The sequence below is a fragment of the Sulfitobacter sp. 1A12056 genome (genome assembly GCF_043558125.1).
GTDB lineage: Bacteria > Pseudomonadota > Alphaproteobacteria > Rhodobacterales > Rhodobacteraceae > Sulfitobacter > Sulfitobacter faviae.
This window is the reverse complement of record NZ_JBIFFY010000002.1, coordinates 616682-637037: the sequence shown is the minus strand read 5'-3', so window position 1 is coordinate 637037 and position 20356 is coordinate 616682. Positions and strand designations below refer to the sequence as shown.

Below are 20356 nucleotides of genomic sequence, written 5' to 3'. Positions count from 1 at the left end.
GGAAGTGTTCCTTTCCGCGGCAGATTATGGGTTTCCCGGGCGTCGTCAATCGGACATCTCCAAAGACTGGCCAGCCCGCCCGCGCTGCCGTAAACCCTATTCAACAAAGCAAACGGGATCCCCCATGGACGAGATCGACAATAAGATCATCGCAGAACTGCGGCGCGACGCGCGCATGTCCTATTCCGCGCTGGCCGCCACCACCGGCCTGTCGCGGGTGACGGTGCGGGCGCGGGTGGAACGTCTGGTCAGCTCGGGCGCGATTTTGGGCTTCACGCTGATCTTGAAAGAGGACATGCGGCACAGCCCGATCCGCGGCCATACGCTCTTGGCCATCGAAGGGGCGGGCACCGACCGGATCAAACGCATTCTTGCGGGCATGCCCGCGGTGCAGGCAATCCATGCGACCAATGGCAAATGGGATTTGATTGTAGAGACGGGGACAGAGACCGTCGAAGAACTCGACAGCGTGTTGGGCCAAATTCGCCGGATTCAGGGGGTAAGCTCAAGCGAGACGAACCTGCTGCTGGCCACCCAGATGACGGTCACGACCTAGGCTATTGCACCGAGAGAACGACCACCTCGACCCGCCGGTTCTGTTCGCGCCCCGCTTCGGTCAGGTTGCTGTCGCGCGGCGCGAGATAGCCAGCGCCCTGCGCCTCCAGCCGGCCGGGGGCCACGTCATAGCGCTCAACCAACCGATCCCGCACCGCCTCTGCCCGCCTGCGCGACAAGGCGGTATTGGCGTCCAAACTGCCCACCGCATCAGTATGACCGACCAGCGCCACCCGCAGACCCGGCTCTGCCTTGAGCAATTCGGCAAGCCGCGCGAGGGTCGCAAAGGGGCCGGGGCCAAGCGCGGAGGTGCCGGTCTCGAACTCCAAACGGTTGAGCACCAGATGCCCCTCGGCCTTCAGCACCGCCGCGAAATCCTCCGTGGCGGTGGCAAGCGGCACCGCGCCGGTTGGGGCGGGCGTGACGGGGGGGGTGCCGTCTTCCGGCGCATCCCCGCTGCGGGCTTGGATGATCTGCACATAGGCCGAGGTCGCCGCCGTGCTGGCAAGGATGCTGATCGCCTCGGTCGGTGTGCCATCCTCATCTCGCCGCAGGGCGGTGATGAAGTGGAAGGCGCGCAGGTTCACATACATGTTCGGCCCCGGCAGCACCTCTATCGCAAAGCGGAAATCGAACCCACCGCACTCCCGCGCGGCGCAGTCGAGCACGATGTCAAAGCCCGCCCCTTCAAGTTGCCGCCGCAGGGGGCGCATCACTTGCAAGGCGGTCAGCCCCGGCGTGTCCATCCGCCAAGCGGCGCGGCGCACGTCGCCATCGACATGGACCCGCGCCACCTGCCCTTCGGCATAGACACCCACGGGCGCAGCGTAGCGATCCGGCGCGGTGTTGCGTTCCGCCGTCAGCCGCGCGGTGCTGGGCAGCGCCAGTTCAAGCGCCGCCGCCGGGGCCGCCAGCAGCATCCCGGCCAGAGCCGCCGCGACGCGCGCCCGGATCATCGCGCCTGCGCGTGGTAATCGTCGTTCGGGCGCATGTCGGTGGCGCTGGCCACCCGGTTGGTCATGTTAAAGAAACCCGCCACGCTGGCGATGTCAAAGATGTCACGGTCGGTGAAGCCTACGTCGCGCAGCGCCTGACGGTCGGCTTCTTCGACCTTGGCGCTGGCCTCGGTCAGCTTGACGGCGAAATCCAACATGGCGCGTTGTTTGGCGCTGATCTTGGCCACGCGGTAGTTCATCACCAGCGCCTCGCCCAACTGCGGATCGCCCGACATTTCGCGCACCGCCGCCCCATGGGCCACAAGGCAATAGTAGCATTTGTTGACCGAAGACACCGCCACCGCGATCATCTCACGCTCAAGCTTGCTGAGCGCGCTGTCGCCCAGCATCAGATCGTTATACATGCCGGTAAAGGCGTTCAGCTTGTCGATGTCAAAGGCATAGGCCCGCAGCACATTGGGCACCATCCCGAGCTTTTCCTGACAGACATCGAAATACTTCTGCGTCGCCTCGGGCAGCGGATCGACCATCGGCAGATCAAGGGCGGTGGGCATGTCGTTGGCCATGGGCTTATCCTTCACTCGGTGCTTTGACGGTAATGATAGTGCCCGACCGGGGCAAAGCCCAGCTTGGCATAGAGCGCCTGCGCGCGGGTATTGGTATCGACGCAGAGCACCGACAGCCGCGCGGCCCCCTGCGCCTGCCCCCAATGGGCGGCGGCCCGCATCAGCCAAGTCGCCACGCCTTGGCGTTGTTGATGGGGCAGCACCTCGACCGCGTGGACCATGCAGATGTCCTCGTGCACTCCAGCAAAGGCGACGCCCGCGGGTTTCTCGTTCCAGCGGGCAAGGATGCCGGTCTTGGTTGCGGCCCGGTCCATCACGGCAAGGCGCGCGGGGCCGACCCCGCCGGCGGCCCAGACCTCGGCCATGATCGCCAGCGGCTCCCAGATGCAAAAGGCGGTGACCGGGGGCATCGGTATATCGGTGAGGCGAGTGATCGGCAGGCTCAGCACTGTGACCGGATCGACCACGTCGTAGCCCCGTGCGGCTAACAGCGCGTCGAGGTCATCTTCCCCGGCGCGCACCATGAACAGCGGGCGCTGGTCCATCTCGCGCATCGCCGCTTCGGCGGTCGGAATGTCGGCGTCGGTTATCGCTCCGCGCGCCGTCGCCGCCGAGACGCGTTTGCCGCCGCCCTGCCCTTCGCGCAGTATCCATGGGCCGTGCTCAAAGCGCCGCGCAGCGGGCCATGTCGCGTCGCCCGCGTCGAAAAACGCCTGCGCCTCGCTCATGCGAAGGCGGCCTTGAGCTTGGCCATTGCGGCTTCGACCATCCCCGGATCGCTGCCCCGGATCACCACATGCGCGCCAAAGACACCGTCCTTTTGAAACGGGTAGCTGCCCATCGACAAATGCGGATATTCCTCGGCCAGCGCCCCCAGCGGCCCGGCGATATCGCCTTCGCCCCGGTCGATGCGCAGGGTCTCACTGATCAGCGGCTGGCCCCCGATCAGCCCCGGCAAGACACTGGCGACCATGGCTTGAAACACCGCAGGTACCCCGGCCATTACATGCACGTTTTCGACGATGAACCCCGGCGCGGCAGAGACCGGGTTCTCGATCAGCGCGGCGCCTTCAGGGATGCGCGCCATGCGCAGGCGCGCCGCGTTCATCTCGGTCCCCGCGCGGGCGTAATGTTCCGCCAAAATCTCGCGCGCATCGTCGCGCACGTCGATGTCGCGGTTAAAGGCGGCGGCGATGCAATCGGCGGTGATGTCATCATGGGTCGGCCCGATCCCGCCCGAGGTGAAGACATGGGTATAGGCCGACGACAGCGCCTGCACGGCGGCGATGATCGCCCCATGATCGTCCGAGACCACGCGCACTTCGCGCAGGTCGATCCCCACTTTCGTCAACTCCCCCGCAAGGTGATGCATATTGCTGTCACGGGTCCGGCCCGAGAGGATTTCGTCGCCGATCACGATCATCGCGGCGGTGGGGTTTGACATGGGGCGGCTCCTTGAGGATGGCGTCCCTTCGGTATAGGCCGCGCCCCATGCGCTTTCAAACCCAACTTGTCCCCGCCCGGCTGATCCGCCGCTACAAACGCTTTCTGGCCGATTGCAGGCTGGAGGAGACGGACGAAGAGGTGGTGGCCCATTGCGCCAACCCCGGCTCGATGATGGGGCTGGCGGAACCGGGCAGCCGCATCTGGCTGGAGCCGAACGACGATCCAAAGAAAAAGCTGAACTACGGCTGGCGGTTGGTGGACCATGAGAACGGCCATTTCACCGGCGTCGACACCGCCCTGCCGAACCGCGCGATGAAGGCGGCGTTGATCGCGGGTGAAGTCGCGCCACTTGCCGCCTATACCGAGGTGCGACCGGAGGTGAAATACGGCGAAAACTCCCGCATCGACTTCCTGCTCAGCGGCAATGGCCTGCCCGATGCCTATGTCGAGGTGAAATCCGTCACCCTGTCACGCGAAACCGGGCTGGCCGAATTCCCCGACAGCGTGACCGCCCGCGGGGCGAAACATCTGGGCGAGTTGGCGCGGATGGCGCAGGCCGGGCACCGCGCCGTGCTGCTCTATCTGGTGCAGCGCACCGATTGCTCGCAGATGCGCCTCGCTGCCGATATCGACCCGACCTATGCCGCCGCCTCCCAAGCCGCGCGGGCGGCGGGGCTGGAAATCTACGCCATCGGCACCCATATCACGCCCCAAGCCGTCACACTGGCGCAACCGATCCCCTTCGCGGGCTGAGCCGCTCTGGCCCTCGCCCGAAAGCCACGTTAAGTAGGAGCGAACACAAGCATGGAGAGAGCGGTGAACAACGCACACCGAGGCCGCCAGACGCGTGACGGCATTCGCATTTACGAGCCTTCCGATCATGCCGGGATGCAGGCAGCGGGCCGTCTCGCCGCCACCATCCTTGACGAGATCGCAGAGCATGTCTTCCCCGGTCAAACCACCGGAGAGTTGGACCGCCTGATCGAAGAGAAGGTCAACGCCGCCGGGGCGAAATCCGCCACCATTGGCTACAAGGGCTACAAACACGCCAGCTGCATCTCGGTGAACCATGTGGTCTGCCACGGGATCCCCAGCGACAAGAAGCTGAAAGACGGCGACATCCTGAACATCGACGTGACCGTCATCGTCGATGGCTGGTTCGGCGATACCAGCCGCATGTATGTGGCGGGCAAACTTTCGCGCAAGGCCGAGCGGCTGATCAACGTGACCCACGACAGCCTGATGCGCGGGATCGAAGCGGTGAAGCCGGGCAATACCTTTGGTGACATCGGCCACGCGATCCAGACATTCGTCGAAGGCCACCGCATGTCGGTCGTGACCGACTTCTGCGGCCATGGACTGGGGCAAGTCTTTCACGCGCCGCCCAACGTGCTGCACTATGGCCGCCCCGGCACCGGTGCTGTGCTTGAGCCAGGCATGTTCTTTACCATCGAGCCGATGGTGAACCTTGGCCGGGCCGAGACCAAGACCCTCGCCGACGATTGGACCGCCGTCACCCGCGACAAATCCCTCTCGGCACAGTTTGAACATTCGGTCGGCGTGACCGAAGACGGGGTGGAGATCTTCACCCTCTCGCCCGGTGGTTTGTTCCACCCGACCTACAAGACTGACTAAATGCGGCGGGGGCACGGCCCCCGCCCGCCTATGCGTCGATGGCAACCAAATGGTTGTCCCACGCGCGCTTGGCCGTGGTCAGCCGCGACAGCGTCGCCTCTTGCAGCGACAGGATACCGCCCAGCCCATCCGTAGCCACGAAGCCCCCGCGGCCCGGTGCCAGCCCGCAGACATCCGCGCGGCGATGGCTGGCGAGGAAAGAACCTTTGTTGTCAAAGACATGCAGCCGCCCGCCGCGCGGTGACGTGATCCCGACCGCCCCGCCATCGGCGGCAAATGCCACGCTGCCCGCGTAGCCCTGCATCGCGATTTGCTCGGCCAGATCGGCCTCGGCCAAGATCGGCTCTTCCCCGCGCCGATGCAGACCCAGCAGCGGCACGCCGTCGCCCGGTTCCCCCTGCCATTGCATCGCAAAGGCCACCTGCCCGTCCGGCGCCAAGGCCAGATGACGGATCGAATTTTTATGCAGGCCATCGGGCAGCGGAACCTGCTCCAGCACTTCGCCCGAGAGGCTGACATAAGACAGATTGGGCCGCATCACATCAATGTTCAACTTCTCCCGCCCGCTGTCGGGATGGGTGCGGATGCCGCCATTGGCCACGACCAGCACATCCTCGGCCCAGCGGCGGATTTCATGGGGGCCGACCCCGCCCGAGGCGATCTCTCCGATCCGGGCATAGCCCTTGTCGCGGGACCACAGGCCGATGCGCCCTTCGCCGCTGTCGATGTCATTCTCGCTGGTGGCGAGGATGGTCCCGCCTTGCAAAAATGCCCCATGCCCGTAGAAATGCCGCCCCTCTGGCGCGTCGAGCCGATGGGCCACACGGCCCTTCTCGCAGTCGATCACCAGCGCGAAACGTCCCGGGCGGCGGGCAAAGGCGACCGCCTCGGCCGCGGTGGGATGGGCGGCGGCGGCATGGCCCCGGTCGGGCAGCGGAATACGGAAAATGTCGTGGCCGGTCCCGTCCAGCCCGAAAAGCGCATAGGCCCCCGAAGGATCACGCGCGGCGGCAAGGTAGACGGGGCTCCCGGCGGCGGCCCAGCCCATCGCCGGCAGGCTCGACGCGGCGGCGATACCGGCGAGGAAATGGCGGCGCGAGGGCATCAATCCCCATCCGCCGAGTTGAACCCGACCGAGACGCCAAGCGCCGGGGCGATCTCTGCCCCCACCGCCTCGGAAATGGCGCGCACATCGTTTTGCAGCGCTTCGACCCGGATACGGCTGATCGGATCGGCCACCCCGGCAAAAACGGGGTCTTCCAATGCACGCGCGGCGCTCAATGCGCGGTCGAATGCGGCATCGGTCTTGGGGGTGGGCGCGTCCGACAGGGTGTCGGCCAGACCGTGCAGCGCTTCGAGGGACAGGACCACATTGCGCAGGCTACGACCCGAACGGCGGGCCTCCGCCACCTGCGGCTTGGGGGCGTCGAAGCTGCCCGTCGGGCGCCCCAAACGTTGGTCGGCGACGAAGTCCAGCCCGGTTGCCAAAGCCGTATAGAGCCCCTGAGACGCCTCGCGCGGGCTGAGGAAACGGCTGTTGTCCGCCTCTCCGGCGCTGCTCAGCGTGGCGGCGAAATCTTCACGCCATGCGGTGTCGACCTCCCGCGCCAGTTCCGCCAGATCGGCCGCCATCGCGCGGGCCAGTGCGCAGCTATAGCTGTCAGCCTCGTAGCCCGCGAAGTCATCGTCATAAAGCAGCCGTTCCAGCGCAAAGAGCCCACGCGCGGCGATGGAGACTTCGGCGTAATCACCGCTTGTCGCAATCGGGTCTTCTTCGGCCACCATCCGCGCCACGCTCCGCCCCACCATGCCGCGCGTGTCGGGCCAAAAGGCGATGGCCAGCCCGCGCCCGTCCTCTTCCAACGGTCCAAGGGTCAGATGCGCGATGCCCATCCATGCGTCGAAGGCCTCCTGATAGGCCGGGCGCAGGGCGGCATCGGTGCAATCGGCCTGCGCCGCCGTGTCGAGGTCCGCCGTGGCCGTGGCGAAACGGGCGGTGCCGGGCAACGCGTGATCTTGGATCACCTCCTCTACCCCGGCGAGGGCGGGGGCGGCGGTCAGAAGGAATGTGGCGGTCAGCAGGCTGCGCATCAGAGGCTCTCCAGATAGCGGATCAGGGCGTCACGGTCGGCTTTGGGCATGTCGACCACGGCATCGCGGGCGGGCTGGGCTTCGCCGCCGTGCCAGAGCACCGCTTCGAGCAGCGACCGCGCCCGCCCATCGTGCAGGAATTGGGTATGGCCGTTGACCTGTTCGGTCAAGCCGATGCCCCAGAGCGGCGCGGTGCGCCATTCGCGCCCGTTCGCGCGGCCCTCGGGGCGGTTGTCGGCCAGCCCTTCGCCCATGTCATGGAGCAAAAGATCGGTCATCGGCCAGATCAGCTGAAAGCTCTGCTCGGGCTGGTCCTCCAGCCGTTCGGTCACGAATTTCGGCTGGTGGCAGGAGGTGCAGCCGACCTCATGGAACACCGCCTTGCCGCGCAGCACCTCAGGCGCGCCGACATCGCGGCGGGCGGGCACGGCAAGGTTGCGGCTGTAGAAGGTCACCAGATCCAGCCCCTCGGCGTCGATCTCGGTGCCACGGTCGTCACCATCCCCATGGGGTGCCGCGCGGCAGGCGGTCTGCTCTGCCGTGCAATCGCCCCATGCCGCGTCGAAAATGGGGGAGGAAATGCCAATGTCGCCTGCAAAGGCGCTGGCGGACTGCTCGCGGATCGTCGGCGCCCCGGCTTTCCAGCCGAAACGGCCCAGCATCGGACGCGCATGTTCAAAGGACCAGACGATCTGCGCCCGGCCCGAGATGCCATCGCCATCGGCGTCCTCCGGGTCGGCCAGCGCCAAGATATCGGCCGCTGGGATCGCCTCCAACAGGCCCAAGCCGATCATCGGCGGGGCGACGCGGGGGCTGAGCATCGCGCCGTCGGCCAAGGGGCCATAGCCGAGGTCTTCGGCACTGTAGGTCGGGCGGCGCAAACTGGCGGTCTCCCCCTCCGAGAGCGCGACTTCCACCTCTTCATAACGCACGCCGAGACGGTACTCCGCCGGATGGCCCGCCACCCCGAAATCCTGCAATTGCCCACCATAGACCGGATCGGGCCGCGTGCGCGGGGTCTCATCCCCGACCGAGAGCAGGAAGGCTTCGATCTCGCTCATCGCCTCTTCGGGGGGCGTGGGAACCGAGATGCGCAGGAACATCGACACCGCGTCATCCTTGGCCCCCTCGGGCGGATGGCCGCGCCCGTCTTTCAGGTGGCAGCGCTGGCAGGAACGCGCGTTGAAAAGCGGCCCCAGCCCGTCAGAGGCCAGCGTCGACGAGGGCGAAGAGACCCAAAGCTTTTTGAACAGCCCATTGCCGACCTTGAAATCCAACTCCCGCTCGAAAGGAATGTTGCCCGAAGGCAGCGAAAACGCATCGGCATTGCCGCGCGGGCTGACCGTGGCGGCCCCTGCGGGGTTCGTCTCAAAGGGTTCGGGCTTGTCGAAATCGGTCGCGGGGGCGGTGACCTTGGCGATCCGGGCGGCCTCTTCCGCGGTGCGGGGGATCACCTTCAGATGCGGTTCCTCCAAGGCTTGCGGGGCGGCGGCGGCCATGCTCGCGGCGGCCACCGTGAGCATCGGAATAAGGAATCGCATGGGGAATGCCTTGGATAAGCGGCAGGCCCGAAACCGGGCCTGCCTGTCGCGGTTACTTGCTGTCGTCTGTCGGCTTGGCCTGAAGCTGACCATAGACGGCCTCGCCCAGTTCCGCCTGAAGCGCCAGTTGGGTTTCGAGGAAGTCGATATGCCCTTCCTCATCGGCGATCAATTCTTCGAACAGGTTCTTCGAGACATAATCGCCCACCTGATCGCAGTGATTGCGCGCTTCGATATAGAGGGTGCGGGCCTCATGCTCGGCGGCGAGATCGGCCTCCAGACATTCCTTGACCGTCTCACCGATACGCAGCGCGTCCAGCTTTTGCAGGTTGGGGTGCCCTTCGAGGAAGATGATCCGCTCGATCAGCTTGTCGGCGTGGTTCATCTCTTCGATGCTTTCCTCGCGCGATTTATCGGCAAGCCGACCATAGCCCCAGTCTTCTTGCAGGCGGTAATGCAGCCAATACTGGCTGACCGCCGTCAATTCGCTGCGCAATGCAGCGTTGAGATATTCGATGACCTTGTCGTCGCCCTTCATGAACCTGTCTCCTTGTTTGGTTTCGCCTGACGTAGAGTGGTTTTCAGCACAGGCACGGAAAAGTTGCCATTTCCGCGCATGGTAGACAAGAACAGAGGCATGCAGCCCCCACAATCGGCCGCTTTGCCCAAGGCGCGGTAGACTTTACCGGCCGTGATGACCGTGCGTGCGTCAGAGGCCCGCATCCAGTCGATGGCATTGTTGATGTCGCGATCGGTGATGTTCTGACAGTGACAAACAATCATGGTGTTGCGTATTCCTTGGCTGGCCCCGGGCCGCGACACGCGCGGCCCGGGGGAAAGTTTAGGATTACTGGAAGACGGCCTCCGGCGCGTCGAGGCTGTCGGAGCCTTCAAAGGCGATCTCGTCACCGCCCAGAGCCGTCACCGCGCGTTCAATGGCGCGGGTCTGGTTCACAAGCGCGTCGACCGCGCCCATGATCAGTGCCTCGCCCTCGGCATTGCCGCGCTCAAGCATCATGTCATAGCTGAAACCCGCTTCGGCGGCGGTCTTGATCTGGCCCAGCTCCACCATGGAAGCGTTCAGCTTGGCGCGCAGGTCTTCATCGACACCCGCGTCGGCGCTGGCCACCAGATCGGACAGCGACGCGCCCGAGACCACACGCCCATCGACGCGCAGGTATTCGCCCAGATAGACGTTCCGCACACCCAACCCGTCGTAGTAGTGGCTGTTGTGGGTGTTGTCCGAGAAGCAGTCGTGCTCTTCCTCGGGGTCGTTGAGCATGACGCCCAGCTTCATCCGCTCCCCGGCCTGTTCGCCGTAGGAGAGCGAGCCCATGCCGGTCAGGATCGCGTCGATCCCGGCGTCTTCGTCGGCCAGCACGGTGGCGCGTGCCTCACCGCCTTCGGCCCATTGACCGGCCATCCATTCCAGATCGCTGACCAAGAGATCGGTGGCGGCCTTGAGGTATTGCCCACGGCGGTCGCAATTGCCGCCGGTGCAGTCGTCGCCCGCTGCGTAATCGGTCCAAGGACGGTCACCCGCGCCGTGGTCGGTGCCGTTCAGGTCTTGGCCCCAAAGCAGGAATTCGATGGCATGGTAGCCGGTGGCGACATTGGCCTCGACCGCGCCCGCCTCCTGCAACTGCCCTTCGAGCAGTTCTGGCGTGATCTCGGTGGCGTCCACCTCTTCCCCGCCAAGCGTGAATGTCGGGTTGGCGATGACGTTCAGAACCGCCAGTTGGTTCTCATCCGTCTCACCGCCATAGGAGGCGTCGACATAGTCGATCAGACCTTCGTCCAGCGGCCATGCGTTTACCTTGCCTTCCCAGTCATCGACGATGGCATTGCCAAAGCGGAACACCTCGGTCTGCTGGTAGGGCACGCGGGCGGCCAGCCATGCGGTTTTCGCGGCCTGAAGCGCCTCCGCAGAGGGGGAGGCGATCAGCGTCTCGACGGCGGCTTGCAGGGTCTGCGCGGTGGTCAGGCTGTCTTCGTATCCGGCCTGCGCGATGTCGGCATAGGTGTCCAGCACCTCGGCCTTGCCTTGGGCGAATGCCGGGGCGGCGGCGAATGTGATCAGCGCAATGGCCGTGGACGCTTTGAGGCGCATCGGATGTCCTTCCTTGAAAATCACCATGGTCCCGACACAGGGCGTATCGGGCCTTCGGGCAATAGGTGACTTATTTTGTCGGAAAATACAAGGTACAACCTCACGCGGGCTGAACCTAGGGACCCCCGTTAGGTGGTGGCCCTTTCCAACAGGGTCACATGGGTATCGCCATATTTGCGCGTGTCGATCCCGGCGAATCCCTCAGGCGCCTGCATGGGGGCGCTTTCTTCCCAGACGACCATCGCCCCGGGGGCGAGCCAGCCACCTTCGGCCGCCGCGACAAGCGCCTTTTGCCCCATGGACTTGCCATAGGGCGGGTCGAGAAAGACTAGACCGAAAGCCGCCTGCGTCCACGGCCCCAGCCGCGTGGCATCGTGGCGCAGCAATTGGGTGTCTGCCGCCGCGTCCAGCTTGCGCATATTCTCCCCGATCAGCCGCTGCCCGCTGCGGCCATTCTCGACGAAACAAACCGACGCGGCCCCGCGCGACAGCGCCTCAAACCCAAGCGCGCCGGTGCCTGCAAAAAGGTCCAGCACCCGCGCGCCTTCGATTACGTCGTGATGGGTCAGCATCGAAAAAAGGCTCTCGCGCACCCGGTCCGAGGTCGGGCGCAGATGCGCCCCGGCGTCGCCCTTGCCAAGTGCCGCCAGCGGGCGGCCCCGGTATTTTCCAGCGATGATCCTCATGCCCGCAGCAGCGCCTTGAGGTCCGTCTCGGGGTCCGCGACCAAGGCGGGGTCGGGCGATTTGCCCGCCTCAATCAACCGTTTGCCGACCATATAGCCCCGTGGATCATTTGCGGCATCGACGGCCAGCAAAGTCTCACCGCGGTAATACCAGAAGGACGCACTGCCCTCGCCCCGGCGGGTGACGACGCGGTCATAGCCTGTGTTCAGCCCGGCGATTTGCAGTTTCACATCATATTGGTCAGACCAGAACCACGGTTTGGCGACATATTCCTTGCCCGCGCCGAGGATGTTTTCGGCCACGACCTCGGCCTGATCGATGGCGTTCGGCACGCTTTCTAGACGGATGCGCCCGCCGCGATAGGGGAATGAGGTGCAGTCCCCCGCCGCCCAGATGCCGGGCAGGTTCGCGCGCCCCTGCGCGTCAACCTTGATGCCGTTGTCGATCTCGACCCCCGCGCTGGCGGCCAGCGCGATGTCGGGCTCGATGCCGACGCCGGTGATGACGAAATCGGCGGCGATCTCTGTCCCGTCGCTCAGCCGTGCGCCGGTGACATGGCCCTCACCCAAAAGCCCCTCCAGCCCCACCCCTTCGCGCAGGCGTACGCCGTAGCTTTCGTGCAGGGCGCGGAAATAATCGCTGGTCTCCGGCGCCGCGACCCGTCGCAGGATCCGGTCGGCCATTTCCACCAGCGTGACCTCAAGCCCCAGCTTGGCCGCGACCGCCGCCGCCTCCAGCCCGATATAACCGCCGCCGACGATCAGCACCTTCGCGCCCTTGACGAAACGCGGGGCCATGGCATCGACATCCGCCAGATCGCGCACGGTAAAGACACCCTCCAGCGCCCCGCCGATCGCGGCGGGCAAGCGGCGCGGGATCGAGCCGGTGGCGAGCACCAGTTCGTCATAGGCGACAGCGCCGTCGGAGGTGCTCAGCACCCGCGCCTCAGGGTCAATCGCCGTGACGCGGCAGTCGGTTTTCAGCGTGATCCCTTGATCGGCGTAGAATGCCTCGGGCCGGAGCAAGAGACGCTCTTGGCTCATCTCCCCCAGCAGGTAGCCTTTGGACAGGGGCGGGCGTTGGTAAGGGGGGCACGGCTCGCCGCCGATGAGGGTGATTTTCCCCTCGAACCCGCCGCTCCGCAGTTTTGCCACGCATGACGCCCCCGCCTGCCCGGCTCCGATCACCACCACATGCTGCATCTGCCATCCCCCGATTGATCTGGTCTCGGTCGCGGTCAAAGCCTATATCTGGCCCCAAGACAACCGCAATGACAGGAGAGGCTATCCCATGACGATTTCTCAAGGTTCGACACTGCCGGACGCGAAACTGGTTCAGATGGGCGCCGACGGGCCCGAGCCGGTGCAGATGGCCGACAAGGTCAAAGGCCGCAAAGTGGTGATCTTTGCCGTGCCGGGCGCCTTCACGCCGACTTGCCACTCTGCCCATGTGCCCAGCTTCGTGCGCACCAAGGATCAGTTCGACGCCAAGGGCGTGGATGAGGTGATCTGCATCTCCTGCAATGATCCTTTCGTGATGAAGGCTTGGGGCGAGGCGACCGGCGCGACAGAGGCCGGGATCACCATGCTCGCCGATGCCAGCAGCGCGTTCACCCGCGCCATCGGCATGGAGTTCGACGCCGAGGGCGCCGGGCTGGTGGGCCGGTCCAAACGCTATGCGATGCTGGTCGAAGACGGTAAGGTCACGCTCTGGCAGCCCGAAGAAAGCGCAGGCACCTGCGAGATTTCCGGCGGTGAAGCGTTGCTGGATAATATGTAAAGTGAAGGGCAGCGACTGAGCGGATCAGGCGCTGCCCTTCCAACGATCCGCCCGGTGGCACACCGGGCATCGCCCGCCCTCCCCCCGGAGGGCGATTTTGCAAGGGTCTGGCAGACGGAACCTCAATTTAGGGTGAACCGGCCCGCCATACAGCGAGCCCCTCATCGCCCCGCAGGGAGGGCGATGCCCTTCTTTTCAGCAGGCAACGCCCTTCAGACGCCTTACTCCGCCGCCTGAACGATCGTGCGCGTGGGGAAGGGGATATCCACCCCGCCCTCATCCAGCGCCTCTTTAACCTTGCGGGTCATATCGGCCTTGAAGGCAAAGTAATCATCCGCGCTGCACCAGACCCGCACAAGGAAATCCACCGAACTGTCGTTGAGGTTGTTCACCTGAATGAAGGGCTCGGGGTCCGTATGCGCGCGCTCATCGGACATGATCGTGCTGCGGATGATATCCTCGGCGGTCTTGAGGTTCGCGCCATAGCCCACACCAAAGGTCCACTCCGCCCGGCGCGTCGGGTTGACGGAATAGTTGGTGATCACATTGCCCCAAACCTCGGAGTTCGGCACGATGACCTGCACGTTGCTGAGATCGGCGAGAACCGTGTAGTTCAGGTTGATCTGTTTGATCGTCCCCATCTCGCCCGCGATCACAACGAAATCGCCGATCTTGATGGGGCGGAACAGGATCAGCATGACCCCCGCGGCCACGTTCGACAGGGTGCCTTGCAGGGCCAGACCAATCGCCAGACCCGCGGCACCAATGACCGCCACGACCGAGGTCGTTTTGACCCCGAAAGTGTTGAGCACGAACAGAACAGTGAAGCCCAGCACCACATAGCGCACGATGGAAGCCAGAAATTCGAACAGCATCTCATCAAGGTGTTTGTGCCGCTTGCCAAGGTTCTCAACCCGGTGCTGCAGCCAACTGGAGATGATCCACCCCAGCAGCAGAATGGCAATCGCGGCGATCACCGACCCCGCCGCGCTGGCCAAGAACTCCAGCGTCAGCAGATCGGCAACTGTCTTGCCCTGCCACAACTCGGTTTCAAACAAATCTTGCATCCGGTCTCTCCGTCAGTCTTTACCGGCCCCAAAGAGACCATCCATCTTACGCGCCAGCTTCGCGTCGAGCGAGCTGAGCCCATCCACGTCATGGGTGATCAACGTTACCTCCACCCGGTTGTAAACGTTGCTCCATTCCGGATGGTGATTCCATTTTTCCGCCCAAATAGCCACCCTTGCCATCCAGCCAAAGGCATCGGCGAAATCACTGAACTTGAACGTCTTGTGGATCGCATCCCGGCCTTCCACCATCTCCCAGCCCGTGTTGAACAGCGGCTGAAGCAGGGTCTTGCGGGTTTCGATGCTCAATCTCTCGGTCATTCTTGTTCCTCGATCGTCGTCTTTTTGAAAGGTCCGTAGTCGGTCAGCACGCTGATCTCTTCGTCCACGGCGTCGCGTTCGGCCTGCAAATACTCCCCCACGGCGGCGGCAAAGCCCGGATCGCGCATCCAATGCAGCGACCATGTGGGCGAAGGCAAATAGCCCCGCGCGAGCTTGTGTTCGCCCTGCGCGCCTGCCTCGACACGGGCAAGCCCATGGGTAATGGCGAAATCCATGGCGCGATAATAGCACAGTTCGAAATGCAAAAAGGGGTGGTGTTCGGTACAGCCCCAGTAGCGGCCAAAGAGCGTCTCGCGCCCGATGAAGTTGAGCGCCCCGGCCACCCAACGCCCGTCACGTTCGGCCAGCACCAATGCAATATCGTCACGCAGGCTTTCCTGCGCATGGTCAAAAAATTCCCGCGTGAGATAGGGTGAGCCCCATTTCCGCGCGCCGGTGTCTTGGTAGAACTGCCAAAAGGCATCCCAATGTTCCGGCTCAATCCGATCTCCGGTGAACGTGTGGATCCTGCCGCCGAAATCCTGCGCCTGCGCGCGTTCCTTGCGGATGTTCTTGCGCTTGCGCGAGGACAGGCTGGCGAGGAACCCGTCGAAATCCGCATAGTCGCGGTTGTGCCAATGGAACTGCTGGCTTTTGCGGCTCATCAAGCCGAGTTCTTCGGCCCGCGCGACTTCGCCCTCGGTGCAAAAGGTCACATGCAGCGACGACAGCGCGTTGTTGTCGGTCAGCTGCACCGCGCCTTGAACCAGCGCGGCGGTGCCCGCCTCTTCGAACCCGGGCCGCAGCAGAAAACGCCGCCCGGTGGCGGGGGTATGCGGCACCGCGATCTGGAGTTTCGGGTAATAGCGCCCGCCCGCGCGTTCATAGGCATGGGCCCAGTTGTGGTCGAAGATATATTCGCCTTGGCTGTGCGATTTGGCATACATCGGCGCGACGGCGATCACTTGGCCTGCGATCCGCGCCACCAGATACTGCGGCTGCCAACCGGTGCCGGGGCCGACCGAGCCGCTGCGCTCAAGCGCCGAAAGGAAGCGATAGGTGGTGAAAGGATCGCGCGGACGGCCCCCATCCGCAGCCTCGGGACAGGCGCAGGCGTCCCAATCCTCTTGGCCGATCTGCGCCAATTCCGGCACCACGGTAATCTCGATTTCCTGCGCGTTCATCTGAGCCTTGCCTGCCTTGCGTCCTATGTGTGGCCTCGGCCTCGCGGATCAAGGGCGCGGGCGCGGCAGATAGTCCTCAAAGGTCACGTTCTGCGCCACCTGACGCGCGATTTCTTCCTCCGCTAGGCTGCGGATCGTCCAGCAGAGCACCGCCGCCCCTTCGGCCTTGAGTTCAGCCACACGCGGGCGGCTCAGATCGTCGGCCTCATGGCTGATGAAACTAGACCCGCTGTCGGCGTAATCGGGAATCTCGCGCAGCCGGTCGCAGGTCGCGGCGGGCAGCGGCCATTCATCGGGGCGATAGGCGCTGGTGGTCAGACCGCGCGGCACCTCGGGCAAAAGCCGGGCCAGCGCGCGCACCGAATGCGGGTTGAAGGACATGACCGCCAGATCACCGCGGTAGCGGCCAAGCAGTTCCGCCGCGGCGGCCTCAAGCGCACCAACATCGGGCCCCATGGCACCGTCCTGATCCTTGAACTCCACCAAGAGCGGCACGCGCCCGGCAACGAGGTCGAGGATGTCCTCAAGCGTCGGAATCCCCTCATCACCGCCCATCAGCGGGACCGCGGCGAGGGCGCTCGCATCGCGCAGCCGAACCGCGCCCTGCTCTGCCGTCAGCCGTTCCAACCCGTAATCGTGGAACACCATCGGCTTGCCATCGGCGCTGAGTTGCAGGTCGATCTCGATACCCAGCCCCGCATCGACAGCCGCGCATACGGCGGCGCGGCTGTTTTCGGGCCGTCCAGCGGCGAGGTCATGCAGCGCGCGATGCGCCAGCGGAATGTTCAAAAAGGCGGCAGAAAGGGTCATTCGATCTCAAAGATGCCTTCGATTTCGACGGCGACACCCAGCGGCAGCGACGCGGCAGAGACCGCCGAACGGGCGTGACGGCCCGCATCGCCCAACGCCTCGACCATGAAGTCAGAGGCGCCGTTGATCACCTTGGGCTGGTCAGTGAAATCGGCGGTGGAGTTCACGAAGCCGGTCAGTTTCACCACACGTTTGAGCCGGTCCAGATCGCCATCACAAGCGGCGCGGACCTGCGCCAGAAGGCTCAGCGCACAGCTGCGCGCGGCGGCGGCACCGGCGTCGACATCCATATCGGCGCCCAAACGCCCGGTGATCAACCCATCCGGCCCGCTGGAGATCTGGCCCGAGACATAGACGGTATTGCCGGTGACCACGAAGGGCACGTAGTTCGCGGCGGGTGCGGGCGCGTCGGGCAGGGTGATGCCGAGATCGGCAAGGCGGGCGGTCAGGGACATGACGGGCTTCCTTTGGTTGCGGTTCTGGGCGGACGCTAACCGCCAGCCGCGCCAAGGGAAAGCCCCTTTGCCACCTGCCCCGCCTCAGCTTTCGCGGAAGGCGCGGGCGAAATAGTCGGCCATCGGTTTCAGCAAATAGGCCATAGGAGAGCGCTCCCCGGTGCGGATGAAAGCCTCAACCGGCATGCCGGGGAGGAGGATGGTGCCTTCCTCCAGCTTATCCGTCTCACCGGGGTTCAGCGCGATCTCGGCCCGGTAATAGCTCTGACCGGTGGCGTCATCTTCGATGGAATCGGCAGAGACCTGCAAGACCTTGCCCACCAGTTCCGGCGTGGTGCGCTGGTTCAGCGCCGAAAGACGCAGGTTGACCTCTTGGCCCACGGCGACCTGATCGATGTGAATGGTCTGCACCTGCGAGGCGATGATCAGCGGACGGTCCTGCGGAACGAGATACATCAGCGGCTCCGCCGCGCGCACGACGGAACGCGGGGTTTGCACCTGCATGCCATAGATCACGCCGGATACCGGCGCGCGGATATCAAGGCGGTCGATCTCGGCCCTCAGCGCGCGGCGTTGCTCGGCCATCTCCAACTCACGGTAGCGCAGATCGCGCAGTTGGGTGATCGCCTCTTCCCGTCCGGCGGAGCGCAGTTTGAGCCGTTCGATGTCGATCTCGGTCACCCGCTCTTGCGACTGGGCCTTTTGCGCCGACAGCTCTCCGATCTGGCCGCGCAGGCGGGCCTGTTCGCGCATGAGGGTCAGCACGGCAGAAGCCTGCGTCAGACCCCGGTCCAGCAGCGATTGCTGATTGGCCAATTCCTCTTCAATCAGCTCCAACTGCCGCGAAAGCGCGGCCTCCTGCGCGTCGACCCCGCGGATTTGTGCGTTGATCTGCGCCCGGCGTTTGCCCAATTGCTCAAGCTCTTGCGCCACGCTGACGCGGCGCGCGTCAAAAAGGTTGCGCTGCCCGTCCACCAATTCCTGCACGTCAGGGTTCGTCGCCCCGGCTGATAGCAACTCTTCGTCAAATGTGACCGTCTCGACCTCGTCGCGCTGCGCCTCTAGCCGTCCCCGGCGGGCCATAAGCTCGTAAAGCTGCCCCTCGACGATGGCCAATTGCGAGGTCAACTGCTCCGCATCCAGCCGCAGCAGCACATCCCCGGCAGCGACGCTGTCGCCCTCATCTACAAGGATGTCGGCCACCACGCCGCCGGTCTCATGCTGGACGATCTGCCGGTTGCGGTCGACTTCGATCCTGCCCGAGGCCACGACCGCCCCGGCGATTTGGCTGGTCACCGCCCATGTGCCGAAACCACCGAAAAGCAGGAGCAGCCCGATGAACCCAAGGATCAGGGGCCGCCTCGCCGACCAGCGCTTGTCCTCGCGGGCGTTCATACCACGCCCCCCGAGCGCGCGGGCGCTTTCTGGATCTCGCGGTGGTTTTGCACCATCCCGGCCAGCACCTCATCCTTGGGGCCAAAGGCTTTGCGCATGCCGTTATCCAGCACCAGCAGCGTGTCGCATTCCTGAATGGCTGCCGGGCGATGCGCCATGATCAGCACGGACCGCCCGCTGGCCTTCATCTGCCGGATCGCGTGGTTCAGCGCCTGAGAGCCGGTATTGTCGAGGTTCGAGTTCGGCTCATCCAGCACGACGATCACCGGGTCATCATAAAGCGCCCGCGCCAGCCCGATCCGCTGCATCTGCCCGCCCGAAAGCCGCACCTGCCCCGCGCGGATGGGCGTGTCATAGCCTTGCGGGAATTCGAGGATCATCTCATGGGCCGCCGCCATCTTGGCCGCCTTGACCACTTTGGCGTCGTCAGGATTGGGGGAGAGCCGGGCGATATTCTCGGCAATGGTGCCATCGAACAGCTGAACGCGCTGCGGCAGATATCCGATATGCCGCCCCAAGGTCTCGCTCCCGTAATGCTCCAGCGCGGCCCCGTCGAGGCGGATAGACCCGCCCGCAGGCGGCCAGACCCCGGTGAGCGTGCGGGCCAAGGTCGATTTCCCCGCCCCCGAGGGGCCGATCACGCCAACCGCCTGCCCCGGCTCAACGGTGAAGTTGATCGACTTGAGCGCCGCCTGTTTCTCACCCGGTGCCACCACGGTCAGCGCCTTGGCGGCGAGTTTTGCCTTTGGCTGTGGTAGGGCGGTGCGCGCGGGCTCCTCGCCCACCGCACCCAGAAGCTGTGCCAGATTGGCCCAACCGGCCCGGCCCCGCTGCACCACCGGCCATTGGTTCAACGCCAGTTCCACCGGCGCCAGCGCCCGGCCCAAGAGGATTGAGCCTGCGATCATCGCGCCCGGCGTCATCTGGTTTTTCAAGACCAGCCAAGCGCCGAGGCCCAGCATGGCGGATTGCAGAAACAACCGCAGCGTCTTGGTCATCGCGGTAAAGGTGCCGCCCACGTCGGTCGATTTCACCTGCTGCGCCAGCGCCTGCCCCCGGGCCTGCTGCCAGCGGGTAAAGGCGGCATCGCGCATGCCCATGGCCTGCACCATCTCGGCCTCGACCCTGATCTGGCCCGACATGGCATCCGCCGCCTGCCCCGAGATGCCAGCCCGGGCTTGGCTTTCGCGCGACAGCATTTGATTGGCCACCGCGATTGCCACCAGCACGGCGGCACCGCCCAAGGCCAGCCAGCCCAACATCGGGTGGAACAAGAAGATCGCGGCAAAGAAGATCGGCGTCCATGGCGCGTCAAAGGCGGCCATCAGCACCGGGGAGGTCATGAGGCGCTGCACGGCTTCGAGATCGGCAAGGCCCGCGTTGGTTTTCACATCCGGGGTCACGGCGGATTTGCGCACCACCGCGTCGAACACCCGCCGGTCGAGATCGGATTGAAACCGCGCCCCCACCCGCGCCATGATCCGACCGCGCGTGTAATCCAAAAGCCCCATCACCGCATAGAGAAAGACGACGAGAACCGAGAGGGCGATCAGCGTTTCCTCTGACCCTGAGCCGAGCACGCGGTCATAGACCTGCAACATATAGAGCGGGCCGGTGAGCATGAGCATATTGGCAAAAAGGCTGAACAAGGCCACCGCCCAATAAAGCCCGCGGCTGCGCCTGCGCACGCGACGCAGCTCGGACAGCCCCCTGTTCACCACATCGCTTTGCATCAAACCCCTTCAACGCTGCCCGCCAC

23 protein-coding genes are annotated in these 20356 nt (G+C 64.8%); 4 read left to right on the top strand and 19 right to left on the bottom strand.

The features are described from left to right. Nucleotides 1-124 precede the first annotated feature (124 nt). Nucleotides 125-556 carry an Lrp/AsnC family transcriptional regulator gene (locus ACGYLD_RS07480; RefSeq protein ID WP_067262523.1) on the top strand — a complete coding sequence of 144 codons (432 nt, stop codon included), beginning with the start codon at nucleotides 125-127 and terminating at the stop codon, nucleotides 554-556. A gap of 1 nt (nucleotide 557) precedes the next feature. On the opposite strand, the gene ACGYLD_RS07475 is transcribed toward ACGYLD_RS07480, so the two are convergent. The 4 genes from ACGYLD_RS07475 to ACGYLD_RS07460 are packed head-to-tail and all read right to left on the bottom strand — an operon-like array spanning nucleotide 558 to nucleotide 3521. Beyond that, on the bottom strand, nucleotides 558-1511 hold the full coding sequence (locus tag ACGYLD_RS07475; protein ID WP_271692860.1) for an OmpA family protein: 954 nt from the start codon (nucleotides 1509-1511) through the stop codon (nucleotides 558-560). Continuing rightward, complete coding sequence (locus tag ACGYLD_RS07470; RefSeq protein ID WP_209218503.1) at nucleotides 1508-2077, bottom strand: peroxidase-related enzyme; 570 nt, start codon at nucleotides 2075-2077, stop codon at nucleotides 1508-1510. Before ACGYLD_RS07470 ends, ACGYLD_RS07475 begins: the two co-directional genes overlap by 4 nt. A gap of 11 nt (nucleotides 2078-2088) precedes the next feature. Next, on the bottom strand, nucleotides 2089-2805 hold the full coding sequence (locus tag ACGYLD_RS07465) for a GNAT family N-acetyltransferase (RefSeq protein WP_271692859.1): 717 nt from the start codon (nucleotides 2803-2805) through the stop codon (nucleotides 2089-2091). Beyond that, the gene (locus tag ACGYLD_RS07460) at nucleotides 2802-3521 is read right to left on the bottom strand and encodes a molybdopterin-binding protein (protein ID WP_271692858.1); all 720 of its coding nucleotides are present in this window, start codon (nucleotides 3519-3521) and stop codon (nucleotides 2802-2804) included. Before ACGYLD_RS07460 ends, ACGYLD_RS07465 begins: the two co-directional genes overlap by 4 nt. Before the next feature lie 47 nt (nucleotides 3522-3568). Between ACGYLD_RS07460 and sfsA the strand changes: the two genes are divergently transcribed. Together sfsA and map are read left to right on the top strand one after the other, a co-directional pair. Then, complete coding sequence (sfsA, locus tag ACGYLD_RS07455) at nucleotides 3569-4276, top strand: DNA/RNA nuclease SfsA (RefSeq protein WP_271692857.1); 708 nt, start codon at nucleotides 3569-3571, stop codon at nucleotides 4274-4276. A gap of 51 nt (nucleotides 4277-4327) precedes the next feature. Then, nucleotides 4328-5158: a type I methionyl aminopeptidase gene (map, locus tag ACGYLD_RS07450; RefSeq protein WP_271688803.1), complete on the top strand. Its 831-nt coding sequence runs from the start codon at nucleotides 4328-4330 to the stop codon at nucleotides 5156-5158. 28 nt (nucleotides 5159-5186) lie between these two features. On the opposite strand, the gene ACGYLD_RS07445 is transcribed toward map, so the two are convergent. The 8 genes from ACGYLD_RS07445 to ACGYLD_RS07410 all read right to left on the bottom strand — a co-directional run bounded on the left by ACGYLD_RS07445 (nucleotide 5187) and on the right by ACGYLD_RS07410 (nucleotide 12788). Continuing rightward, nucleotides 5187-6263: a DUF1513 domain-containing protein gene (locus ACGYLD_RS07445; RefSeq protein ID WP_271692856.1), complete on the bottom strand. Its 1077-nt coding sequence runs from the start codon at nucleotides 6261-6263 to the stop codon at nucleotides 5187-5189. Beyond that, a complete protein-coding gene (locus tag ACGYLD_RS07440; protein WP_271692855.1) occupies nucleotides 6263-7249 on the bottom strand; it encodes an imelysin family protein in 987 nt (328 codons plus the stop codon). Before ACGYLD_RS07440 ends, ACGYLD_RS07445 begins: the two co-directional genes overlap by 1 nt. Beyond that, nucleotides 7249-8790, bottom strand: a complete 1542-nt coding sequence (locus ACGYLD_RS07435; RefSeq protein WP_394401912.1) for a di-heme oxidoredictase family protein — start codon at nucleotides 8788-8790, stop codon at nucleotides 7249-7251. The genes ACGYLD_RS07440 and ACGYLD_RS07435 overlap by 1 nt, the downstream gene beginning before the upstream one ends. 52 nt (nucleotides 8791-8842) lie before the next feature. Continuing rightward, the gene (gene bfr, locus ACGYLD_RS07430) at nucleotides 8843-9328 is read right to left on the bottom strand and encodes a bacterioferritin (RefSeq protein WP_136720255.1); all 486 of its coding nucleotides are present in this window, start codon (nucleotides 9326-9328) and stop codon (nucleotides 8843-8845) included. Continuing rightward, nucleotides 9325-9573: a bacterioferritin-associated ferredoxin gene (locus ACGYLD_RS07425; protein WP_271692854.1), complete on the bottom strand. Its 249-nt coding sequence runs from the start codon at nucleotides 9571-9573 to the stop codon at nucleotides 9325-9327. Before ACGYLD_RS07425 ends, bfr begins: the two co-directional genes overlap by 4 nt. A gap of 64 nt (nucleotides 9574-9637) precedes the next feature. Continuing rightward, a complete protein-coding gene (locus ACGYLD_RS07420) occupies nucleotides 9638-10900 on the bottom strand; it encodes an imelysin family protein (RefSeq protein WP_271693773.1) in 1263 nt (420 codons plus the stop codon). A 128-nt stretch (nucleotides 10901-11028) separates the two neighbouring features. Then, nucleotides 11029-11586 (bottom strand): 16S rRNA (guanine(966)-N(2))-methyltransferase RsmD, encoded by a 558-nt coding sequence (gene rsmD / locus ACGYLD_RS07415; RefSeq protein WP_271692853.1) that lies wholly within the window; start codon nucleotides 11584-11586, stop codon nucleotides 11029-11031. Then, nucleotides 11583-12788: an NAD(P)/FAD-dependent oxidoreductase gene (locus ACGYLD_RS07410; protein ID WP_271692852.1), complete on the bottom strand. Its 1206-nt coding sequence runs from the start codon at nucleotides 12786-12788 to the stop codon at nucleotides 11583-11585. Before ACGYLD_RS07410 ends, rsmD begins: the two co-directional genes overlap by 4 nt. Nucleotides 12789-12876: 88 nt before the next feature. Between ACGYLD_RS07410 and ACGYLD_RS07405 the strand changes: the two genes are divergently transcribed. Beyond that, nucleotides 12877-13365 (top strand): peroxiredoxin, encoded by a 489-nt coding sequence (locus ACGYLD_RS07405; RefSeq protein ID WP_209218513.1) that lies wholly within the window; start codon nucleotides 12877-12879, stop codon nucleotides 13363-13365. A gap of 221 nt (nucleotides 13366-13586) precedes the next feature. Here the strand turns inward: ACGYLD_RS07405 and ACGYLD_RS07400 are convergent, their stop codons facing one another. The 7 genes from ACGYLD_RS07400 to ACGYLD_RS07370 all read right to left on the bottom strand — a co-directional run bounded on the left by ACGYLD_RS07400 (nucleotide 13587) and on the right by ACGYLD_RS07370 (nucleotide 20330). Next, on the bottom strand, nucleotides 13587-14432 hold the full coding sequence (locus ACGYLD_RS07400) for a mechanosensitive ion channel family protein (RefSeq protein WP_394401907.1): 846 nt from the start codon (nucleotides 14430-14432) through the stop codon (nucleotides 13587-13589). A 12-nt stretch (nucleotides 14433-14444) separates the two neighbouring features. Further along, nucleotides 14445-14753, bottom strand: a complete 309-nt coding sequence (locus ACGYLD_RS07395; RefSeq protein WP_394401904.1) for a 4a-hydroxytetrahydrobiopterin dehydratase — start codon at nucleotides 14751-14753, stop codon at nucleotides 14445-14447. Beyond that, a complete protein-coding gene (locus tag ACGYLD_RS07390) occupies nucleotides 14750-15937 on the bottom strand; it encodes a GNAT family N-acetyltransferase (protein WP_394401901.1) in 1188 nt (395 codons plus the stop codon). Before ACGYLD_RS07390 ends, ACGYLD_RS07395 begins: the two co-directional genes overlap by 4 nt. 48 nt (nucleotides 15938-15985) lie before the next feature. After that, nucleotides 15986-16747, bottom strand: a complete 762-nt coding sequence (locus ACGYLD_RS07385) for a glycerophosphodiester phosphodiesterase family protein (protein WP_271692848.1) — start codon at nucleotides 16745-16747, stop codon at nucleotides 15986-15988. Continuing rightward, nucleotides 16744-17202, bottom strand: coding sequence for a RidA family protein (locus tag ACGYLD_RS07380; protein WP_271692847.1), 459 nt, complete (start codon nucleotides 17200-17202; stop codon nucleotides 16744-16746). The genes ACGYLD_RS07385 and ACGYLD_RS07380 overlap by 4 nt, the downstream gene beginning before the upstream one ends. An 84-nt stretch (nucleotides 17203-17286) precedes the next feature. Beyond that, nucleotides 17287-18597, bottom strand: coding sequence for an HlyD family type I secretion periplasmic adaptor subunit (locus ACGYLD_RS07375; RefSeq protein WP_394401897.1), 1311 nt, complete (start codon nucleotides 18595-18597; stop codon nucleotides 17287-17289). Then, nucleotides 18594-20330, bottom strand: a complete 1737-nt coding sequence (locus ACGYLD_RS07370; RefSeq protein WP_271692845.1) for a type I secretion system permease/ATPase — start codon at nucleotides 20328-20330, stop codon at nucleotides 18594-18596. Before ACGYLD_RS07370 ends, ACGYLD_RS07375 begins: the two co-directional genes overlap by 4 nt. Nucleotides 20331-20356 lie beyond the last annotated feature (26 nt).